Source organism: Rhodococcus sp. AW25M09 (assembly GCF_000333955.1).
Classification (GTDB): domain Bacteria; phylum Actinomycetota; class Actinomycetes; order Mycobacteriales; family Mycobacteriaceae; genus Rhodococcoides.
The window spans coordinates 64,751-80,515 of the sequence record NZ_CAPS01000018.1; the positions used below are offsets into that span (position 1 = coordinate 64,751).

The window sequence follows — 15,765 nt, forward strand, 5'->3', positions numbered from 1 at the left end:
CAGCCCCGTGATAGAAATTCTCGGGCTCGTCCTGGCCGCGACGGGCCTCATCGTGGCGGCTCAGGTGATCTCGAAGAAGACGGGCCTGCCGTCTGCGGCGCTGCTGACCGTAGCGGGCTTGGCAGTGTCGGCGTCACCGGTGCCGGACATCGTCCTCGACCCCGAGGTCGTGCTGACGCTGGTGATCCCTCCACTGCTCTACAGCGCGGCTCTCAACTCCTCGCTGATCGCGATCCGCCGGAACGTATGGACAATCCTGAGCCTGTCCGTTGCCCTGGTGGTCGCCACGGCCGCGCTGGTGGGAGTTGGTCTGTGGCTGCTCGTTCCCGGCATCACACTGGCTGCCGGCATGGCGCTCGGAGCCGCCGTCGCCCCACCCGACCCGGTCGCCGCATTGGCCGTCGGTCGACGAGCGGGCATCCCACCGAGGCTGGTCACCCTCATCGAAGGCGAGGGGCTGCTGAACGACGCGACTGCCCTGACCATGCTGACGGTCGCAATTGCCGCGATCTCGAGTCAGGACATGACTTTCGCACACGCCGGGGGACTGTTCGTGTTGGCCGCGGTCGGCGGAATTGTCGTCGGGCTGATCGTCGCGCTGCTGCTTCGACTGGTGCAGCGGTTCGTTCACGATTCGTTACTGCTCAACATCGTGTCTCTGACGACGCCGTTCGTGGCGTACTTGGCCGCGGAAGAAGTGCATGCGTCCGGGGTGTTGGCCGTGGTCGTCGCGGCACTGATGATCGGCCACCACACCCGCCACGCCGTATCGGGTGCCAGCCGTTTGCAGACCAGCGCGGTCTGGCGACTGATCGATCTGCTGCTCGAAGGCTTCGTGTTTCTACTCATCGGCGAGCAGCTGCCGACGGTGGTGGGTGGACTGTCGGCCTACTCCGACGCGACTATCGCCCTTGCCGTCGGTGTCACCTTGGCCGGCGTACTTCTCCTGCGTCCGCTGTGGCTGCTGACGACCGGACTGTCCAAGCGGGAAGCGCTGGTGATGAGTTGGGCAGGCACTCGTGGTGTCATCACCGTTGCCGCGGTGTTCACGTTGCCACTGACGATCGACTCGGGCGAGCCGTTCGCGAGTCGAGATCTGTTGCTGTTCTGCGCCTTCCTGGTGGTATTGGTAACCGTGGTAGGGCAGGGTCTGACGTTCGCTCCGCTGGTGCGACGGTTGAACGTGGTCGCCGATCCGGCGGCGGAGGCACGTCTGAGAAACGAAGCGCGCGAGGGATCTACGAAAGCAGCTCTGTCACAATTGGATCGAATAGCCGACGAAGAGAAACTCGACGACGACGGCCGGGAGATCCTGCGTCACGAGCTGGAAAATCGTATCGATCATTATCGCCGAAGGCTCGACCACCTCGACGAATCCGAAGTCGGCGACTCCGTCATCTCGCCGGCGCAGATGGCAGCGACGAGTACGCGGCGCCGCATCCTGGCCGTCGAGCGAGAGGAGTTGCTGTGCTGGCGAGACGCCGGCCGCTTACCGGACAACAGCATGCGCAGCCTCGAGCACGAACTCGACCACGAGGAGCACTCCTTCCGCCCGCACCGAGAGAACGACTAACCTGCGATTGTCGCGTGCATCTCCCAGACGATGACTTCAGCACCGGTGGCGGTGCTCAGCTTCTGTCCGCCGCCTCCGCTGATGCGGACGGCGTCACCCTCGGCGAGGACGCCGACACCCTCGAGCATCGCTTCCCCCTCGGCGACGAAGACGTGCACGAACGGTGCGTCGGGAATCTCCACCGGAGCTTGGCCGGGCTGCAGGCGCGCGGCGTGCATGGCCGCATACTTGTTCTTGATGCGGATAGCCGCGTGATCGGCGTGGTTCGCCATACCCGACGCAACGGGAACCAGACCGCCACTGAGTAATTCGCCGTCGATCTCGAGTTGCTCGTAGCCCGGTGTGATGCCCTGCTCGTCGGGCACAACCCACATCTGCACGAACCGAACTGGATCTCCATGCTTGCCCGAGTAGGAACCGGCGGTCTCACCGAGTCGCCACGAGTCGTTCTTTTCGGAGTGCAAGATTCCCGTGCCTGCGCTCATGCGCTGTGCGAGACCGGGATAGATCACCCCGGAGTGACCCATCGAGTCCTGGTGCACCAGTGAGCCTTGCAGAACCCAGGTCACTATTTCCATATCGCGGTGCGGGTGGGTGTCGAATCCCTGCCCGGGTGTGACGATGTCATCGTTGTTGACCATCAGGACACCGTGGTGGGTGTTACTGCGATCGAAGTGGTTTCCGAACGAGAAGGAATGCTTGGAGTCGAGCCAACCGATCTTGGTCTTCAACCGGTCGTCGGCCCGGCGAACATCGAGTTGCGTTGCTGCAGCGGTCATAGCGTGAGCCTCGAATCGAGAGTGAATGGATACCTACAGGACGTGCGAGCCGTACATCTCACCGAGCGGATCGGCGATCAACTCCAATCGCGCACCGTCGGGGTCCTGGAAGTACAGCGAGACCTCGCTGTGTTCGATCAGCTCGACCCCGGCGTCGATCAATTTGGTACGCAGGTGTTCCCACCGAGTGGGCTCGACGCTGATCGCCACGTGATGAAGCCCGCCGAGTACTTCCTTGTAGGGCCCGACGTCGAGTCCCGGAAAGTCGAAGAATGCCAGCAGATTGCTGTTGCCGATATCGAAGAAGAAGTGTGAGGAGCCCGGGTAGTCACGGTTTTCGATGAGTTCGGTGAGCGGGAATTCGAGCAGATCCTGATAGAAGCGGACCGTTGTTTCGACGTCGCTGCTGACCAACGCTGTGTGATGGAGTCCTCGGGCGGAGGACGCGGGCCGCTCGCCTGCCGGCTTCAGATGCTGCTCACGAATGCGGTCCCGCTGTGCGGTGTGTAGATCCACCTCGGTCATCGCTCCACCCTCCGGTCAAGTAGTTGCTTCATCAACTACTTGGAACGGTACACCGGTTAGTTGCGTTGTCAACTACTATGCAGGCATGGACTCACCCCGGTGGCTCGACGGCGACGAACAACAGGCCTGGCGCGCGTACCTCGATGCGACACGGCTACTGCTTCGCGACCTCGACAATCAGCTCACTCGCGACTCCGGGATCTCCTTCACGGACTTCGAGCTGCTGGTGGTGCTCTCCGAAGCACCCGATCGCCGAAGGCGCATGAGTGAACTCGCCGACGCCGTCACCACCACCCGCAGCGGAGTGACCAGGGCCATCAGCCGACTCGTCGAGTGCGGCTGGGTCCAGCGCGTCCGATGCGACGACGACAAACGCGGAATGTCGGCAGAGCTCACCCACGCCGGTATGGACACGCTCGCAGCGGCCAGCCCCGGCCACGCAGCGGCCGTCCGAGAGAACATGTTCGACCTCGTGAATCCGAGCGACTTGGGCGCTCTGACCCGCACGTTCTCAGCAATGCGAGACCACGCATCATGACATTGCGCCACATACCCAGCGCGCAGCGGCATCACTGGTGGAACGAATGGCTCGACTCCAAGCAGTCGTTCCCGGCCACGGGAAACTACGATCTGGCAGCCAATGCCCACGGGCTGTTGATGGTGCACAACGAAGACACCGTCTTTCCCGGCGAAGGATTCGATTCGCATCAACACCAGAACATGGAGATCCTCACCTGGGTACTCGAAGGAACACTCGAGCATGCGGACTCCGAGGGCAATACCGGATCGATTCGGCCCGGCCTGATTCAGCGGATGAGTGCCGGCACCGGGATTCGCCACACCGAACGCAACGCGTCGAGCCTGAGAAGCCGAGAGAAGCTACGCGTCGTGCAGATGTGGATTCCCCCGGACACCGATGGCACCGTTCCCTCCTACGAGGAACTCGATGTACGGGACCAGCTGGCGTCCGGTGAACTGGTCTGCGTGGCGTCGGGGATCGCGGGTAGAAGTGGCGTGCGCATCGGCAATCATTTTGCGGCACTGCACGTTGCACGCCTTGCGCCGGGACAATCGATCGTCGTCCCCCATGCGCCGTTCGGTCATGTCTTCGTCGCCGACGGTTCCGCGGTGTTCGAGGACGTCGGCGACCTCGCTCGAGGGGATGCCGTTCGACTCACCGCCACGGGCGGGCACCGTGTGACAGCATCGACGGCGAGCGAGATCTTGATCTGGGAAATGCACGCCGGCTTCGCTTGACCTCAGGGCAGTGGATGTTGTTCTCCCAACGCCTCCGCGCATGCTTTCAAACTCCGCCGCAGCGACTGCCTGTCCTGTTCGGAGAGTGATTGAATCATCGTGCGCTCCACGTCGGCAACGGCGGCCGACGCGCGTTCGAGTCGTTCCACGCCTCGCGCCGTGACATGGAGACGTTGCGCCCGCCCGGTGCCGACGATGTCCACCAGGCCTTCGCGCGTGAGCCCGGCCAGTAGCTGATGCGTCGCCTGCCTGGTGACGAACACTCCACGGGCAAGCTCGGCATTGGACAGGCCCGGCCGGTGAGCAAGAAGTTCCAGGCTCGAGTACTGAGATACCGTCATGTCCAGCGCCCGCAGCCGTTCGTCCATCGCCGAGCGCAGCGCCGTTGTCGCCCGCTTGAGGGCGTATCCGATCGAGGTGTCGAGATCCACTTGACTCATGTCAATATCTTGACATAAATTGATTTACGTCAAGACCTTGACCAACGAACGACAGGAATCGACATGACCGACGCATCCGTCTCCGGGCCCAGCTTCCTCGCCCTCCAGGTCCGCGATCTCAACGCGAGCGCAGACTTCTACGAGTCACGACTGGGCCTCGTCCGCGCACCCCAAGCACCCCCGGGAGCAGCGGTGTTCGCGACGACGCCGATACCGTTCACTGTCCGAAACCCATCTCCCGGAACCGATCTCGACGGCGGACAGCCCGGTCTCGGGGTGGCCCTGTGGCTCGCATGCGGGGACGCCGAGGCGCTACACGAAACACTGGTAGCCGCAGACGTCCCGATCCTCACCGCACCCTTCGACGGCCCTTTCGGAAAGACCTTCGTCCTGCAAGACCCGGATGGATACGCCGTCACCGTGCACAGCGGTTAGTTCCGAAAGAACTATTGCGAAATATTCCTTTCGGGTTATGGTGGGTGCATGAGCCCCAGACCTGCCGATCGGACGCCACGGAAGCTGACGGACATGTCCGAGCTCAAGGCGCTGACGCATCCCATTCGACTACGGCTGCTCTACGCGTTGCGCGCCAACAAGTCGATGACTGCCACTCAGCTCGGCGATCTCGTGGACGAGTCGCCCGCTTCGGTGAGCTATCACCTGCGCAGACTTGCCGAGCATGGGTTCGTCAAAGAGGTCGAGAACGGATCGGACAAGCGCCAGCGCTGGTGGTCGGAGGCCAACGAGAACGGATTCAGCTGGTCCGAGACCGACTTCGCCGATTCACCCGAGTCGTTGTCGGTTGCCAAGGCGTCCAAGGACTCCTGGCTTGCGCACCAATGGTCCCGTCTGCGCAACTTCGATCGGACGTCCGAATCCTGGGGGCCGGATTGGGTAGCGGCAGCGTTCAGCACCGACAACGTCTTACGACTGACATCGAACGAGACTGCCGAGCTGGATGCTGAACTTCGCGCCGTCCTGGACAAATGGCGCCGGCATGGCGAGGACGCGACCTCGGAGGACCGCGAGCACGTCATGGTGCTGGTGCACGGATTCCCCACGACCCCATAGGAGTTGGCATGTATCCATTCGACCCCTACAGTTACCTCTTCATAGCCCAACAAGACCGCGAGCAGCGCCTACTGCAGGCCGAGCGCCGCAGACTCGCTGTTGCACAACGGCGTCTGCGGCGGGACGAACTCCGAGTCCAGCGAGCATGGGACGAGCTGACGGCCTCGCTAGCGGACGTCTCCGTGTCGGAGCGACGCGTACTCGAACTGGCCCGCCGGTGATGGAAGCTGCTCAGTACAGCAGCTTTTCGAGCCAGACCTCGGCATAGGGTTCGGCATTGAACGCAGGGACGTCGACATAGCCGAGTCGCGAGTACAAGCGGCGAGCCTCGACCAGATCCTCCCTGGTGTCCAAACGAATTCGCTTCCGACGCGATTCTCGGACGAACCCTTCCAGATACTCGACCATGGACGCTCCGACACCGCCTCCGCGGACGCTGGCATCGACGAAGACTCGCGTCAGTTCTGCGATGTCGTCGGAGATGAAACGCACGCCCCCGCAACCCACTACCTCTACGCCGAGGTATGCGACCACGAACACGCCCGAATCTCCAGCGAGATCGTCGCTGGGCTCGTCGACCATGGTACGACGCACTTCCTCATCGGACGCTTCTCGGCCGTGGAAGCGCCCGACGATATCGACGTTGTAGCGACGCAGAATGTCGATCGCTGGTTCCGATGACGGATCGACAACGGCGAACGACGCAGCAGCGGACACTACTTCGCGGCAGCCCGCTTGGCGAGTACCTTCGAGATTCCCAGCTGAGCAGCCACGAGGATCGCACCCACGATCGCACCGATGACCGCCGATGCGAGGGTGTTGACGATCCAGGCCAGCACGCCGCCGATGCCCGCGACCCCGCGGACGGCTTCCTCGCCGTGGTGCACAAGTTCGTAGATGGGGTGGAAGCCGAGCTCGTCGATTCCGACGAGCAGGATGTGTCCACCGACCCACAGCATCGCTGCGGTACCGACGATCGACAGCACCGACATGACCTTGGGCATGGCCTTGACGAGACCTCGGCCGAACTTCTCGACGAAGCCGGTGGAGCCGTCGGCCAATTTCAGACCGATGTCGTCCATCTTGACGATCAGCGCGACGACTCCGTAGACGAGGATCGTGATCACTACCGCGACGATGGCAAGTACGATCAGCCGATTCCAGAAGCCCTCTGCCGCAATGGTATCCAGTGAGATGACCATGATCTCCGCCGACAGAATGAGATCGGTGCGAACGGCCCCGGCGACAACACTGTCCTCGTCCCGCGGCTCGTCCTCGGCAGCATCGTGGTGCTCGCCGTGGCCGAACAGTGCACCCCAGATCTTGTGCGCTGCCTCGTAGCTCAGGTAGCAGCCACCAAGCATGAGAATCGGCGTCAACAGCCACGGTACGAACTGGCTCAGCAACAGGGCGATCGGCAGAATGATCAGCAACTTGTTGCGGAGCGAACCGATCGCGATGCGCTTGATGATCGGGAGTTCGCGTTCGGCCGCGAGACCGCGGACGTATTGCGGCGTCACCGCGGCGTCGTCGATCACGACACCGGCCGCCTTGGCCGTCGCCCGGCCGGTCGCGGCACCGATGTCATCGATAGATGCAGCAGCCAGACGCGACAGCGCTGCCACGTCGTCGAGCAGAGCTACGAGTCCGCCGGCCATCACAGACCTCCGAATGAAGACGAGTGCACGGGCAGGCTCCTTGGGCTGTATACGACGCCGAATCCCGACGATCTACGCCTCGAAACCATACCGCCAGAGGTGCGTCGGCCACCACACACGAGCAAGTCGGCGATGTATGGTTTCCTATACGTATAGTGACCTATACCTAGAACAGGAGTCGATCATGGCAGTCAAATGGATCTCGGCCTGTGGTGTCGGCCTCGCCACCGCGGCCGCGACGGCGTTGCTGGCCTGGCTCGTCTCGCCCGTCGCTCCGGGTGTTTCGGCCGTGGTATTCGGATTCACCGCCCTCCCGTTCGGGACGATGCTCGGGTGGATTCTCTTCATCGCCCCGGAGAAGACCGAACCCGCCTATGCCTCGGGCGAGAGCGTCGAATCCCACTGGGCAGAGACAGCATCGAGCGGGACGGCCACCGATCTGGTGTGCATTCTGGGCCTGACCCTCGCTGTCATCTCGATCGCGCGGGCCGAGCCACCGGCCACCCTGCTCCTGATCGGCTTGCTCATCGCCGCATTCGCGTCGTTCACGGCGCGGTACGTAATTGCGCGACACCGCGCCCTGTCCGAGTGAAGAACAGTGTTCGACGACGTCGCACCGAGATGGGCTGGTCGCAGCACGAACTGGCCGAACGTATCGATGTCACCCGCCTGACGATCATCTCCATCGAGAAGGAACGATTCGATCCCAGCCTGCCCGTCGCCTTTCGTCTCGCCGCGGCCTTCGACTGCTCCATCGAGGAGGTGTTCGAGCCGGACCCGAGTTGATCGCTACTGCGAGTACGAGCTCAGAAAATTGCCGAGTCGTTCGAGCGCCGTCGCCAGATCGTCCACGTTGGGCAGCGTGACGAGCCGGAAATGATCGGGCACATCCCAATTGAAGGCCCGGCCGTGGCTGACGAGAATCTTCTCGGATTCGAGTAGATCGAGCACGAACTTCTCGTCGTCGACGATTCCGAAGCGTTCGGTGTCGAGTCTCGGGAACATGTACAGCGCGCCCGCGGCCTGCACGCAACTGATTCCATCGATGGAGTTGAGCATGCGATGCGCCAGATCACGCTGCGCCGTCAGTCGTCCCGCCGGAAGCAGAAGATCCTCGATCGACTGCCTGACACCGAGGGCAGTCTGTATCGCGTGTTGCGCCGGCACGTTTGCGCACATACGCATGTTGGAGAGCAGGGTGATGCCCTCGATGAAACTTGCCGCACGCCGACGCGGCCCGGTGATTGCCAGCCATCCGGCGCGAAATCCGCACACCCGGTACGCCTTCGACAGGCCCGAATAGGTCAAACACAGGACATCTTTTCCAGCCAGGGTTGCGAGGTTCGTCATCACCGCGCCCTCGTAGACGATCTTCTCGTAGATCTCGTCGGCAAGCAGAATCAGATCGTGCTCACGAGCCAGATCGACGAAGCGCTGCAGTGCCTCGCGCGGATACACCGCCCCCGTCGGATTGTTCGGATTGATCACCACGATCGCGCGGGTACGGGGCGTGATCTTGGACTCCAGATCCTCGAAGTCCGCTGCCCAGTCCTGGCTTTCGTCCGCAAGATAGTGCACGGGTGTGCCACCGGCCAGTGCCACCGAGCCCGTCCACAGCGGATAGTCGGGCGAGGGGATCAAAATCTCGTCTTCCGGATTACACAGTGCCTGCATCGTCATCGTGATCAGCTCCGATACCCCGTTGCCGAGATAGACGTCGCCGACGTCGAGATCGGTCAAGCCCTTGGTCTGGTAATACTGCACCACCGCGGTGCGGGCGGAGAACAGCCCACGAGAATCCGAATACCCCTGTGCAGTAGGCAGATTGCGGATCATCGCCATCATGATTTCGTCCGGTGCCTCGAACCCGAAAGGAGCGGGATTGCCGACGTTGAGGCGCAGAATCGCGTGTCCCTGCTCCTCGAGTTCTTCGGTCTTGTCCAGGATGCGCCCCCGAATGTCGTAGCGAACATTCTCGAGCTTGCGCGCCTGATCGATCGATCTCGTCATGCCGAAATTTCCTCCTGTCGAACGGATGGCGACATCCGGGTCCGGACCGCCACTGTGGCACACACGATGACCGCCGCTCCACCCACGACCACGGGCCACGTCAACGCCTCGTGCAGGATGATTGCGGCCCAACAGATGGTCAGCACCGGTTGAATCAGCTGAATCTGACTGACACTCGACATCGGGCCGATGGCCAGGCCTCTATACCAGGCGAAGAACCCCAGGTACATGCTCACCACCGCGAGGTAGGCAAACGCTGCCCACTCCGGAGCACCCGCCGTCGACGGTTGCTGCCACCATGCGTACCCGGCCAGCGCGCCGGTCACCGGAACGGAGACCACCAGCGCCCACGAGACCGTCTGCCAGGCACCGAGTTCGCGGGCCAGCAGGCCGCCTTCTGCGTATCCGACCGCAGCGGCGACGACTGCCCCGAGAAGCAGCAGATCCGACCATTGCAACCCGGTGGCCTCACCGGACTGAACCGCTGCAAATCCGACCGCGACGGCAGCGCCCATGGCTGCGACCAACCAGAACACCGGCCGCACGGGTTGGTGTTCGCGCACCACCGCGACCACGGCAGTTGCTGCCGGCAGCACGGCGATGACGACAGCACTGTGACCCGCCGATGCAGTGGTGAGTGCGTACGAGGTGAGTACCGGGAATCCGATGACGACCCCGGCCGCGATCACCGTCAGCCGCAACCACTGCCTCCCCTGGGGGAGCCTTTGCCTCGTCGCCGCCAGCGCTACCGCCGCCAATGCGGCAGCAACCACGGCTCGTCCGGTACCCACGAACAGCGGCGACAGGCCGCCGGTGACGGCGATACGAGTCAATGGCACCGTGAAAGAGAACGCAGTGACGCCCGCCATGCCCCACAGGAGCCCAGCGCGCGATAGCAGTCCCGCGCCCGAGTGAGTAGCGCTACTATGCTGTTTCATGTCCGACGATAGCAGTAGTCGAATCGTGGCTGCACTCAGAATATGGATTGCGGCCGCGCCACCAGAGGCTCGACTACCGTCCACCCGGGCCCTCGTGGCCGAGCACTCGGCCAGTCCGGTCACGGTGCAGAAGGCATTGCGCACCCTCATGGCGCAGGGCGTCATCGAAAGCCGGCCCGGCGTCGGGACATTCGTCAGGACCGTGCGGACGGCCCGCCCCAATGATTACGGCTGGCAGACGGCAGCGCTCGGAGCGCCGGACAATCGCCTGCAGCTTCCGGCTGCCCTGCAGTCCACTTCGAGCGATGTGATCGCACTACATTCGGGCTACCCAGCTCGGGAGTTGTTGCCGGAGAGGCTGGTTCACGCCGCGTTCACGCGTGCGGCGCGTACCGATTCGGTGATCGCCCGGCCACCCACTGCGGGCCTACCGGAACTGCGCGCATGGTTCGCGGCCGAGTTGGGAGCGTCCACCCCGCTGGGCATCACGCCCCCGTCGGCCAGCGATGTCGTCATCATTCCCGGTAGCCAGACCGGTCTCAGCACTGCCTTTCGGGCTCTCGTGGGTGCCGGCCGGCCGCTACTGATGGAGTCGCCGACGTACTGGGGTGCCATTCTCGCGGCCACACAGGCGGGCGTTCGCGTCGTACCGATCCCCAGCGGTGTGAACGGCCCCGACCCGGACGCGCTGGCGCGGGCATTCGCGCACACGGGCTCTCGGGCGTTCTATGCCCAACCCACGTTCGCCAGTCCGACCGGGGCCCAATGGTCACGCACCCTGTCCGAGCAAGTGCTCGACACTGTTCGACGCCACGGCGCATTCTTGATCGAGGACGACTCGGCACATGATTTCGGCATCACCGCCGAGCCGAATCCGCTGGCCGCACAGGACGATGCCGGCCATGTCGTCTACCTACGATCGCTGACCAAGACTGTCTCGCCCTCGGTTCGGTTGGCCGGCGTGATAGCTCGTGGCCCCGCGTACGAGCGCATCCTCGCCGACACCGGAGCGGAAACGATGTACGTCAGCGGAATCCTGCAAGCCGTCGCACTGGATGTGGTGACGCAACCCGCGTGGCGTACCCATCTTCGGCGTCTGCGCACACAACTGGGCTCGCGTCGAGACTTGCTGGCGAACAGCCTGATCGAGTTCGCATCGCGAGGCCATCTCGACGCAGTTCCACGAGGTGGGCTCAATCTGTGGATGCGCTTGCGTGATGATGTGGACCTGGAACAGGTTGTGCAGCAATGCAGGTCGGCGGGCGTCATCGTCGGAGCCGGGGACGATTACTTCCCCGCCGAACCCACCGGCAAGTACCTTCGGCTCAACTACGCGGGCCCCAACCCTGGCGAATTTCCCGACGCGGCACGCACCATCGGTTCGATCATCTGAGGCTGTGGGAAACATCGACGGCGAACGTCGACTTGCGGCCCCAGATGAACCACACCAGGGGACCGAGGAAGGGAAAAGCCAGTACGACGAAGATCCACACTGCGCGGCCGGCAACGGTGTAGTTGGGCGAGCGAATGATGCTGACCACCGCGGCAACGAACAGGAATACCGCACCGAACGTCAGCGCGAGCGCGATCAGCAGGCCCAGGGTTCCCAATCCGATGCCGAGCACTTACTCGGTGGTCGACTGTTGTTGAGAAAGAATTGTTGCGACCTGCATGACGGTCCCTTCGCGTGTGCTGTTTCGTTGACCGGTACAACGCTACGAGCCGGCAGCCCCGACCACATCGGTCTGCGCGGGTATCTCCTCGTACATCTGTGGATGTACGACAGGTCTATCGTCGACTCCCACCGACCGCTACGTTGATCCGGTGCAGAAGGTGAAGAACGACTATGCCGCGTGGATGGAACTGGGGCCGGGAGGACTTCCCACCAACGTCGGTGGATGGCTGATCGCTACCGCCCTGAGACCACTCGCTCGCCGCGACTCACTGACTGTCGGCGGCGCGGCGGGCCCCGGTTTGCACTGGCATCTCGAGCGCCGAGCCGGACCTCGCCCGACGATCGCGCCGTACCCGATACCCCACCGTCAACTCACCGATCGCGCAAACTCGACACTGATCGAACGACTGAACGCGGCCGTCACCGTCGAGGCCCGACCGGACGGGCCGTTTCACATGGCACGCAGTCGATTCGAGCGTAGAGGCGACGCACTGTACGTCACGGATATCACCGCTGCGGCACCATGGATTGCCCGGACGAAGGGCGAGATTCTGCACGTGCACGAGACCGAAGGTTCGTCGCACGTGGTGCTGCAGCCGGACGACGCTCAAACTGTCATCTCCGCGGGATGGGGCGAGCTGCACCCGCTGGCCGGGCGCCCCGTACTCGGCCTACCCGAGACCTACGTCTTCCTGTACGCACCACGACACTCCGACGACGCCGACCGAATCGAACAGATCATTCACCGCGCGATATCTACCGCGACGAGGTGAATCCGCGCTGAAGCGGGTTCGACTTCACCGCCGGATACATCCCCGAACGCCACAACGTCGACGCGGTCGACTTCGGACGCAGTCGAGATTCGACCTTCATCCTGGAGGCGAAGTCGGCCACGAAACCCTCTCGTGCATAGAAAGATTCGACAGCATCGAGGCAGTGCCGGTCGACATCGCGAATCCGGCGACCACTGACGTCGAGATACGCTGCATCGTGCAGGAGGGCCGCCTCCGATCCCTTCGGTGTCGACACGTCCATGTGCCTGGCTATCGCCTGGTAGACGATCCGCGCTGTTCGCTCGCTGCCATCACCTAGGTGGATGAACTGCCGGGCTCGTTCGGCACCGAGTATCGCGAAACAACCTGCCGTCGAACGCTGTTCACCGCCGAGTTCCAAATCGTGCAGCACGCACGCGAGATAGAGCGCCTCCCAATCAGGGCGTAGACCGTCGACGGCCGCGAACGCCGTGGCGTACTGCCAACATCGCAGGCTGTGCATCAAGACGGGCGTACTCAGGCACTCCCGGGCTTCGTCCAGCGCGTCGCGGCACAGCCGCGAATCCGGTGCCTCGACGATGGGCCAGGCAGAATCCGACGAACCTCTCCGAGGACCGAGGACAGTCCCGGGCAGCATCACGAGCTGTTGTAGCACAGCAGCTCCCACGGTTCGTGCACGATCTCCTGCGCTGAGTTCACCGGGTTCCATCGGAGGCACCCTTCAGATGGCGGAGCATATCTGCCCGGGTGATCGCTAGCATCGCGTCGAGCATCGGTTGGTCGACGATGCGTCGTTGGTGCAGTGACACAGCACCGTTCATTGCTGCCCAGGCATTCAGCACCAGAGCGCGCGACCCGACGTCGGCACCGGCCTCCGCCACCGCTCGCGTCACCGAATCGATGAGTTCACCGAGCGCGGTGTCGATCCTTCCCTTCGCCTCGCCGACTGATGCGGACTCGGACTTGTCCACATCCGTCAACCCCAATAGGCGTAGCGCCAGTGGGTTGCCGCGGTGAAAAGCGATGTAGCGATCGAGGAATTCGGCCACTACGAGGACTGGCTCGCCCGCATCGACCGGTGCCGACATCTCCTCGACGTGGGTCAGAGCGGTTCGCCACGCCAGAGCGGCGTAGACGTCGACCTTGCCGGCGGCGAAATTGGCGTAGATCGAGCTCACCGCGACATCTGCTGCTGTAGCGAGCATCTCGATCGTCGTTCCCCTATATCCATGCTCGAGGAAGAGTGACCGGGCACCGTCCAGCACCGCGTTGTGTGTTCGACGCTTCCGCTTGTCGATAGGGGTATCCAAGACCATGAACTTATCGTAGTCTGATTCCGTTATCGGAATCAAATGACGATAGAAGGGAACGAGATGACGACCAACGAGGTACAGACACCGGACAGTGGAAGCGCGGCAATGGTCATGTTTCTGCCGCAGTCACCGTTCGTGCAGCAGCTGGGGATCGAACTGATCGATATCGATGAGGGCGTAGCTCGGCTGCGGTTGCCCTATCGGGACGAGTTGTCCACGGTGGGCCAGATGCTGCACGGAGGTGTGATTGCCGGTTGTATCGACATCGGAATCATGACCGCCGCCTGGGCCGGATCCGAAGTCCCTCAACAGCTTCGAGGTGTGACCGTGTCCATGTCGGTGCAATTCCTCGAGCCGGTGTACGCCGAGAGCATCGACATCGTGGGGACGCGGCTACATGGCGGCCGGAGCCTGAAGACGTGCCGGGCCGACATCGTGGGTACCGAATCCGGCCGTCTGGTCGCGACCGGCACCGGAACATACAAAGTGGGCTGAAGCCTGGGCAGACGCTGCCGAACATGTGACCATCGATGCATGACACTCGACGACATCGTGAATTTGGTCGGCAGCTTCGAAGGCACCGTAGCGCTGCGGCCGCAAGAAGGCGATGGAACTCCCGAACTCGCCTGGGGCGACGTGTTCTTCTACTACTCGCCCGACGGGACCATCCCGACGACTGTTCAGCCGTTTGCAACCATCGTGACCAAGAACTATCCAGGCGACGAGCTGTCCCAGCTGGACCGGCCCGACGCATTCCGAGTCAATGTCGTTGCGGGTAAGCAGGAATTCGAACAACTCCTGGGGGTGCCGGCCCGCGAGGCGGCAAACGCAGTCCAGGCCGACACCGACGACACCCTTGCCGCTCACCCCCAGTACGGCCCTGCGGGTTGGATGTCGGTGGTCAACCCGTCCTCGCACACCGAATCGCAGGTCGGGCAACTACTCGGTTCTGCTTATGCCGTCGCCAAGGGCAGGTACGAGCGCCGTCAGCTTTGATCAGCCGAAGAATTCGTCCATGGATCGGGACAGCCCTTCGACATCCAGGCCGTTGGCACGGTCGTGTTCGGCCACTGTGCCGTACTTTCGGCGCTCTCCCGGCTCGACGCCGATTCCCCGCAGGCGATGCCGCACGTCCGCCAAAGCCCTGTTGATCTGCGGCACAGACGTCCCGGCGAGGTAGGGCTCGACGATCATGACGTCCGGCTCGGTGAGGATCTCGCGCAGTGTGTGACTGTCGAAGGGCCTGATCGTCGACGCGTGCAACACCGTGACATCTCGCCCTGTGGCCGCGGCCAGCACCCGATCCGTCATCGGACCGACGCTGATGACCGTACCTGAATTACCCTGCTGCAGACCCGTCATCGATCCGTCCGAGAGACCGTACGGTCGATCGTTCGAGGTGCCGTCGAGCCTGATGTAGACACGATCCTCGGACGCCGCTGCGGCGCGCAGCATCCATTCGACCTCTTCGACGTGCCCGGGCACCTGAACCGTCCACCCGTCCAAAGTGTCGAGAAGCGCGACATCTCTCTGGCCGAAGTGCGTCTCGCCGCCTTGCGGCCACCCGTACGACCCACCGGAGCTGACGAGAATCGCACCGACATCCTGATGACCCAGGTCGAGCTTCACCTGCTCGAAGGGCCGCTCGATCAGAAACGGTGGGAAAGTGTGCACGATCGGACGCAGACCGGCCAGAGCCATACCGCCCGCAACGCCGATCATCGTCTGCTCGCGAATCCCCACGTTGACCACA

General features: G+C 63.1%; 23 protein-coding genes. 12 read left to right on the forward strand and 11 right to left on the reverse strand.

Annotation, left to right across the window (positions count from 1 at the left end; all coding sequences use genetic code 11):
- The first annotated feature begins 7 nt into the window (after nucleotides 1–7).
- Nucleotides 8–1,573, forward strand: a complete 1,566-nt coding sequence (locus RHODMAR_RS03420; RefSeq protein ID WP_008711292.1) for a Na+/H+ antiporter — start codon at nucleotides 8–10, stop codon at nucleotides 1,571–1,573.
- Here RHODMAR_RS03420 and RHODMAR_RS03425 read toward each other — a convergent pair.
- Nucleotides 1,570–2,352: a pirin family protein gene (locus RHODMAR_RS03425; protein WP_008711293.1), complete on the reverse strand. Its 783-nt coding sequence runs from the start codon at nucleotides 2,350–2,352 to the stop codon at nucleotides 1,570–1,572. The two genes, RHODMAR_RS03420 and RHODMAR_RS03425, sit on opposite strands and share 4 nt — an antisense overlap.
- Before the next feature lie 33 nt (nucleotides 2,353–2,385).
- The gene (locus RHODMAR_RS03430) at nucleotides 2,386–2,877 is read right to left on the reverse strand and encodes a VOC family protein (RefSeq protein ID WP_008711294.1); all 492 of its coding nucleotides are present in this window, start codon (nucleotides 2,875–2,877) and stop codon (nucleotides 2,386–2,388) included.
- An 85-nt stretch (nucleotides 2,878–2,962) separates the two neighbouring features.
- Between RHODMAR_RS03430 and RHODMAR_RS03435 the strand changes: the two genes are divergently transcribed.
- Both RHODMAR_RS03435 and RHODMAR_RS03440 read left to right on the forward strand, forming a co-directional pair.
- Nucleotides 2,963–3,415 (forward strand): MarR family winged helix-turn-helix transcriptional regulator, encoded by a 453-nt coding sequence (locus RHODMAR_RS03435; RefSeq protein ID WP_008711295.1) that lies wholly within the window; start codon nucleotides 2,963–2,965, stop codon nucleotides 3,413–3,415.
- Nucleotides 3,412–4,134: a pirin family protein gene (locus RHODMAR_RS03440; RefSeq protein ID WP_008711297.1), complete on the forward strand. Its 723-nt coding sequence runs from the start codon at nucleotides 3,412–3,414 to the stop codon at nucleotides 4,132–4,134. Before RHODMAR_RS03435 ends, RHODMAR_RS03440 begins: the two co-directional genes overlap by 4 nt.
- 2 nt (nucleotides 4,135–4,136) lie before the next feature.
- Here the strand turns inward: RHODMAR_RS03440 and RHODMAR_RS03445 are convergent, their stop codons facing one another.
- Complete coding sequence (locus RHODMAR_RS03445; protein ID WP_008711299.1) at nucleotides 4,137–4,574, reverse strand: MarR family winged helix-turn-helix transcriptional regulator; 438 nt, start codon at nucleotides 4,572–4,574, stop codon at nucleotides 4,137–4,139.
- A gap of 63 nt (nucleotides 4,575–4,637) precedes the next feature.
- Between RHODMAR_RS03445 and RHODMAR_RS03450 the strand changes: the two genes are divergently transcribed.
- Genes RHODMAR_RS03450 through RHODMAR_RS03460 form a run of 3 tightly spaced genes read left to right on the forward strand, consistent with a single transcriptional unit; the run spans nucleotide 4,638 to nucleotide 5,866 of the window.
- On the forward strand, nucleotides 4,638–5,009 hold the full coding sequence (locus tag RHODMAR_RS03450) for a VOC family protein (RefSeq protein ID WP_008711301.1): 372 nt from the start codon (nucleotides 4,638–4,640) through the stop codon (nucleotides 5,007–5,009).
- 48 nt (nucleotides 5,010–5,057) lie between these two features.
- Complete coding sequence (locus RHODMAR_RS03455) at nucleotides 5,058–5,645, forward strand: winged helix-turn-helix domain-containing protein (protein ID WP_042937810.1); 588 nt, start codon at nucleotides 5,058–5,060, stop codon at nucleotides 5,643–5,645.
- Between the two features lie 8 nt (nucleotides 5,646–5,653).
- On the forward strand, nucleotides 5,654–5,866 hold the full coding sequence (locus RHODMAR_RS03460) for a hypothetical protein (protein ID WP_008711305.1): 213 nt from the start codon (nucleotides 5,654–5,656) through the stop codon (nucleotides 5,864–5,866).
- Between the two features lie 10 nt (nucleotides 5,867–5,876).
- Here the strand turns inward: RHODMAR_RS03460 and RHODMAR_RS03465 are convergent, their stop codons facing one another.
- Both RHODMAR_RS03465 and RHODMAR_RS03470 read right to left on the reverse strand, forming a co-directional pair.
- A complete protein-coding gene (locus RHODMAR_RS03465; protein ID WP_008711307.1) occupies nucleotides 5,877–6,362 on the reverse strand; it encodes a GNAT family N-acetyltransferase in 486 nt (161 codons plus the stop codon).
- Nucleotides 6,362–7,303 carry a DUF808 domain-containing protein gene (locus tag RHODMAR_RS03470; RefSeq protein ID WP_008711308.1) on the reverse strand — a complete coding sequence of 314 codons (942 nt, stop codon included), beginning with the start codon at nucleotides 7,301–7,303 and terminating at the stop codon, nucleotides 6,362–6,364. The genes RHODMAR_RS03465 and RHODMAR_RS03470 overlap by 1 nt, the downstream gene beginning before the upstream one ends.
- 184 nt (nucleotides 7,304–7,487) lie before the next feature.
- On the opposite strand from RHODMAR_RS03470, the gene RHODMAR_RS03475 reads away from it, so the two are divergent.
- Together RHODMAR_RS03475 and RHODMAR_RS03480 are read left to right on the forward strand one after the other, a co-directional pair.
- The gene (locus tag RHODMAR_RS03475; RefSeq protein ID WP_008711310.1) at nucleotides 7,488–7,895 is read left to right on the forward strand and encodes a hypothetical protein; all 408 of its coding nucleotides are present in this window, start codon (nucleotides 7,488–7,490) and stop codon (nucleotides 7,893–7,895) included.
- A complete protein-coding gene (locus RHODMAR_RS03480; protein WP_042937813.1) occupies nucleotides 7,892–8,089 on the forward strand; it encodes a helix-turn-helix transcriptional regulator in 198 nt (65 codons plus the stop codon). Before RHODMAR_RS03475 ends, RHODMAR_RS03480 begins: the two co-directional genes overlap by 4 nt.
- 3 nt (nucleotides 8,090–8,092) lie before the next feature.
- Here RHODMAR_RS03480 and RHODMAR_RS03485 read toward each other — a convergent pair whose 3' ends face one another.
- Both RHODMAR_RS03485 and RHODMAR_RS03490 read right to left on the reverse strand, forming a co-directional pair.
- A complete protein-coding gene (locus RHODMAR_RS03485; protein WP_008711314.1) occupies nucleotides 8,093–9,313 on the reverse strand; it encodes a pyridoxal phosphate-dependent aminotransferase in 1,221 nt (406 codons plus the stop codon).
- A complete protein-coding gene (locus RHODMAR_RS03490) occupies nucleotides 9,310–10,251 on the reverse strand; it encodes a DMT family transporter (protein WP_081605886.1) in 942 nt (313 codons plus the stop codon). The genes RHODMAR_RS03485 and RHODMAR_RS03490 overlap by 4 nt, the downstream gene beginning before the upstream one ends.
- On the opposite strand from RHODMAR_RS03490, the gene RHODMAR_RS03495 reads away from it, so the two are divergent.
- Nucleotides 10,250–11,644 carry an aminotransferase-like domain-containing protein gene (locus RHODMAR_RS03495; RefSeq protein WP_042937815.1) on the forward strand — a complete coding sequence of 465 codons (1,395 nt, stop codon included), beginning with the start codon at nucleotides 10,250–10,252 and terminating at the stop codon, nucleotides 11,642–11,644. The genes RHODMAR_RS03490 and RHODMAR_RS03495 overlap by 2 nt on opposite strands.
- Here the strand turns inward: RHODMAR_RS03495 and RHODMAR_RS03500 are convergent.
- On the reverse strand, nucleotides 11,637–11,876 hold the full coding sequence (locus RHODMAR_RS03500; RefSeq protein WP_008711319.1) for a PLD nuclease N-terminal domain-containing protein: 240 nt from the start codon (nucleotides 11,874–11,876) through the stop codon (nucleotides 11,637–11,639). The genes RHODMAR_RS03495 and RHODMAR_RS03500 overlap by 8 nt on opposite strands.
- A gap of 199 nt (nucleotides 11,877–12,075) precedes the next feature.
- On the opposite strand from RHODMAR_RS03500, the gene RHODMAR_RS26845 reads away from it, so the two are divergent.
- The gene (locus tag RHODMAR_RS26845; RefSeq protein ID WP_008711320.1) at nucleotides 12,076–12,699 is read left to right on the forward strand and encodes a luciferase domain-containing protein; all 624 of its coding nucleotides are present in this window, start codon (nucleotides 12,076–12,078) and stop codon (nucleotides 12,697–12,699) included.
- Here the strand turns inward: RHODMAR_RS26845 and RHODMAR_RS03510 are convergent.
- Both RHODMAR_RS03510 and RHODMAR_RS03515 read right to left on the reverse strand, forming a co-directional pair.
- Entirely contained in the window at nucleotides 12,683–13,408 is a 726-nt protein-coding gene (locus RHODMAR_RS03510; protein WP_042937817.1) for an HD domain-containing protein, read from the reverse strand. The two genes, RHODMAR_RS26845 and RHODMAR_RS03510, sit on opposite strands and share 17 nt — an antisense overlap.
- Nucleotides 13,395–14,015 carry a TetR/AcrR family transcriptional regulator gene (locus tag RHODMAR_RS03515; protein WP_008711326.1) on the reverse strand — a complete coding sequence of 207 codons (621 nt, stop codon included), beginning with the start codon at nucleotides 14,013–14,015 and terminating at the stop codon, nucleotides 13,395–13,397. The genes RHODMAR_RS03510 and RHODMAR_RS03515 overlap by 14 nt, the downstream gene beginning before the upstream one ends.
- A gap of 57 nt (nucleotides 14,016–14,072) precedes the next feature.
- On the opposite strand from RHODMAR_RS03515, the gene RHODMAR_RS03520 reads away from it, so the two are divergent.
- Both RHODMAR_RS03520 and RHODMAR_RS03525 read left to right on the forward strand, forming a co-directional pair.
- Entirely contained in the window at nucleotides 14,073–14,507 is a 435-nt protein-coding gene (locus RHODMAR_RS03520) for a PaaI family thioesterase (RefSeq protein ID WP_008711329.1), read from the forward strand.
- Between the two features lie 39 nt (nucleotides 14,508–14,546).
- On the forward strand, nucleotides 14,547–15,008 hold the full coding sequence (locus tag RHODMAR_RS03525) for a DUF6194 family protein (RefSeq protein ID WP_008711331.1): 462 nt from the start codon (nucleotides 14,547–14,549) through the stop codon (nucleotides 15,006–15,008).
- Here the strand turns inward: RHODMAR_RS03525 and RHODMAR_RS03530 are convergent.
- On the reverse strand, nucleotides 15,009–15,765 hold a 757-nt coding region (locus tag RHODMAR_RS03530), incomplete at its 5' end, for a transketolase family protein (protein WP_008711332.1).

What these genes read in the sequence shown, in the direction of transcription:
- RHODMAR_RS03425 (WP_008711293.1), bottom strand. Translation starts at nt 2,352, where the DNA reads ATGACCGCTGCAGCAACGCAACTCGATGTTCGCCGGGCCGACGACCGG.
- RHODMAR_RS03430 (WP_008711294.1), bottom strand. Translation starts at nt 2,877, where the DNA reads ATGACCGAGGTGGATCTACACACCGCACAGCGGGACCGCATTCGTGAG.
- RHODMAR_RS03435 (WP_008711295.1), top strand. Translation starts at nt 2,963, where the DNA reads ATGGACTCACCCCGGTGGCTCGACGGCGACGAACAACAGGCCTGGCGC.
- RHODMAR_RS03440 (WP_008711297.1), top strand. Translation starts at nt 3,412, where the DNA reads ATGACATTGCGCCACATACCCAGCGCGCAGCGGCATCACTGGTGGAAC.
- RHODMAR_RS03445 (WP_008711299.1), bottom strand. Translation starts at nt 4,574, where the DNA reads ATGAGTCAAGTGGATCTCGACACCTCGATCGGATACGCCCTCAAGCGG.
- RHODMAR_RS03450 (WP_008711301.1), top strand. Translation starts at nt 4,638, where the DNA reads ATGACCGACGCATCCGTCTCCGGGCCCAGCTTCCTCGCCCTCCAGGTC.
- RHODMAR_RS03455 (WP_042937810.1), top strand. Translation starts at nt 5,058, where the DNA reads ATGAGCCCCAGACCTGCCGATCGGACGCCACGGAAGCTGACGGACATG.
- RHODMAR_RS03460 (WP_008711305.1), top strand. Translation starts at nt 5,654, where the DNA reads ATGTATCCATTCGACCCCTACAGTTACCTCTTCATAGCCCAACAAGAC.
- RHODMAR_RS03470 (WP_008711308.1), bottom strand. Translation starts at nt 7,303, where the DNA reads ATGGCCGGCGGACTCGTAGCTCTGCTCGACGACGTGGCAGCGCTGTCG.
- RHODMAR_RS03475 (WP_008711310.1), top strand. Translation starts at nt 7,488, where the DNA reads ATGGCAGTCAAATGGATCTCGGCCTGTGGTGTCGGCCTCGCCACCGCG.
- RHODMAR_RS03485 (WP_008711314.1), bottom strand. Translation starts at nt 9,313, where the DNA reads ATGACGAGATCGATCGATCAGGCGCGCAAGCTCGAGAATGTTCGCTAC.
- RHODMAR_RS03495 (WP_042937815.1), top strand. Translation starts at nt 10,250, where the DNA reads ATGTCCGACGATAGCAGTAGTCGAATCGTGGCTGCACTCAGAATATGG.
- RHODMAR_RS03490 (WP_081605886.1), bottom strand. Translation starts at nt 10,251, where the DNA reads ATGAAACAGCATAGTAGCGCTACTCACTCGGGCGCGGGACTGCTATCG.
- RHODMAR_RS03510 (WP_042937817.1), bottom strand. Translation starts at nt 13,408, where the DNA reads ATGGAACCCGGTGAACTCAGCGCAGGAGATCGTGCACGAACCGTGGGA.
- RHODMAR_RS03515 (WP_008711326.1), bottom strand. Translation starts at nt 14,015, where the DNA reads ATGGTCTTGGATACCCCTATCGACAAGCGGAAGCGTCGAACACACAAC.
- RHODMAR_RS03520 (WP_008711329.1), top strand. Translation starts at nt 14,073, where the DNA reads ATGACGACCAACGAGGTACAGACACCGGACAGTGGAAGCGCGGCAATG.
- RHODMAR_RS03525 (WP_008711331.1), top strand. Translation starts at nt 14,547, where the DNA reads ATGACACTCGACGACATCGTGAATTTGGTCGGCAGCTTCGAAGGCACC.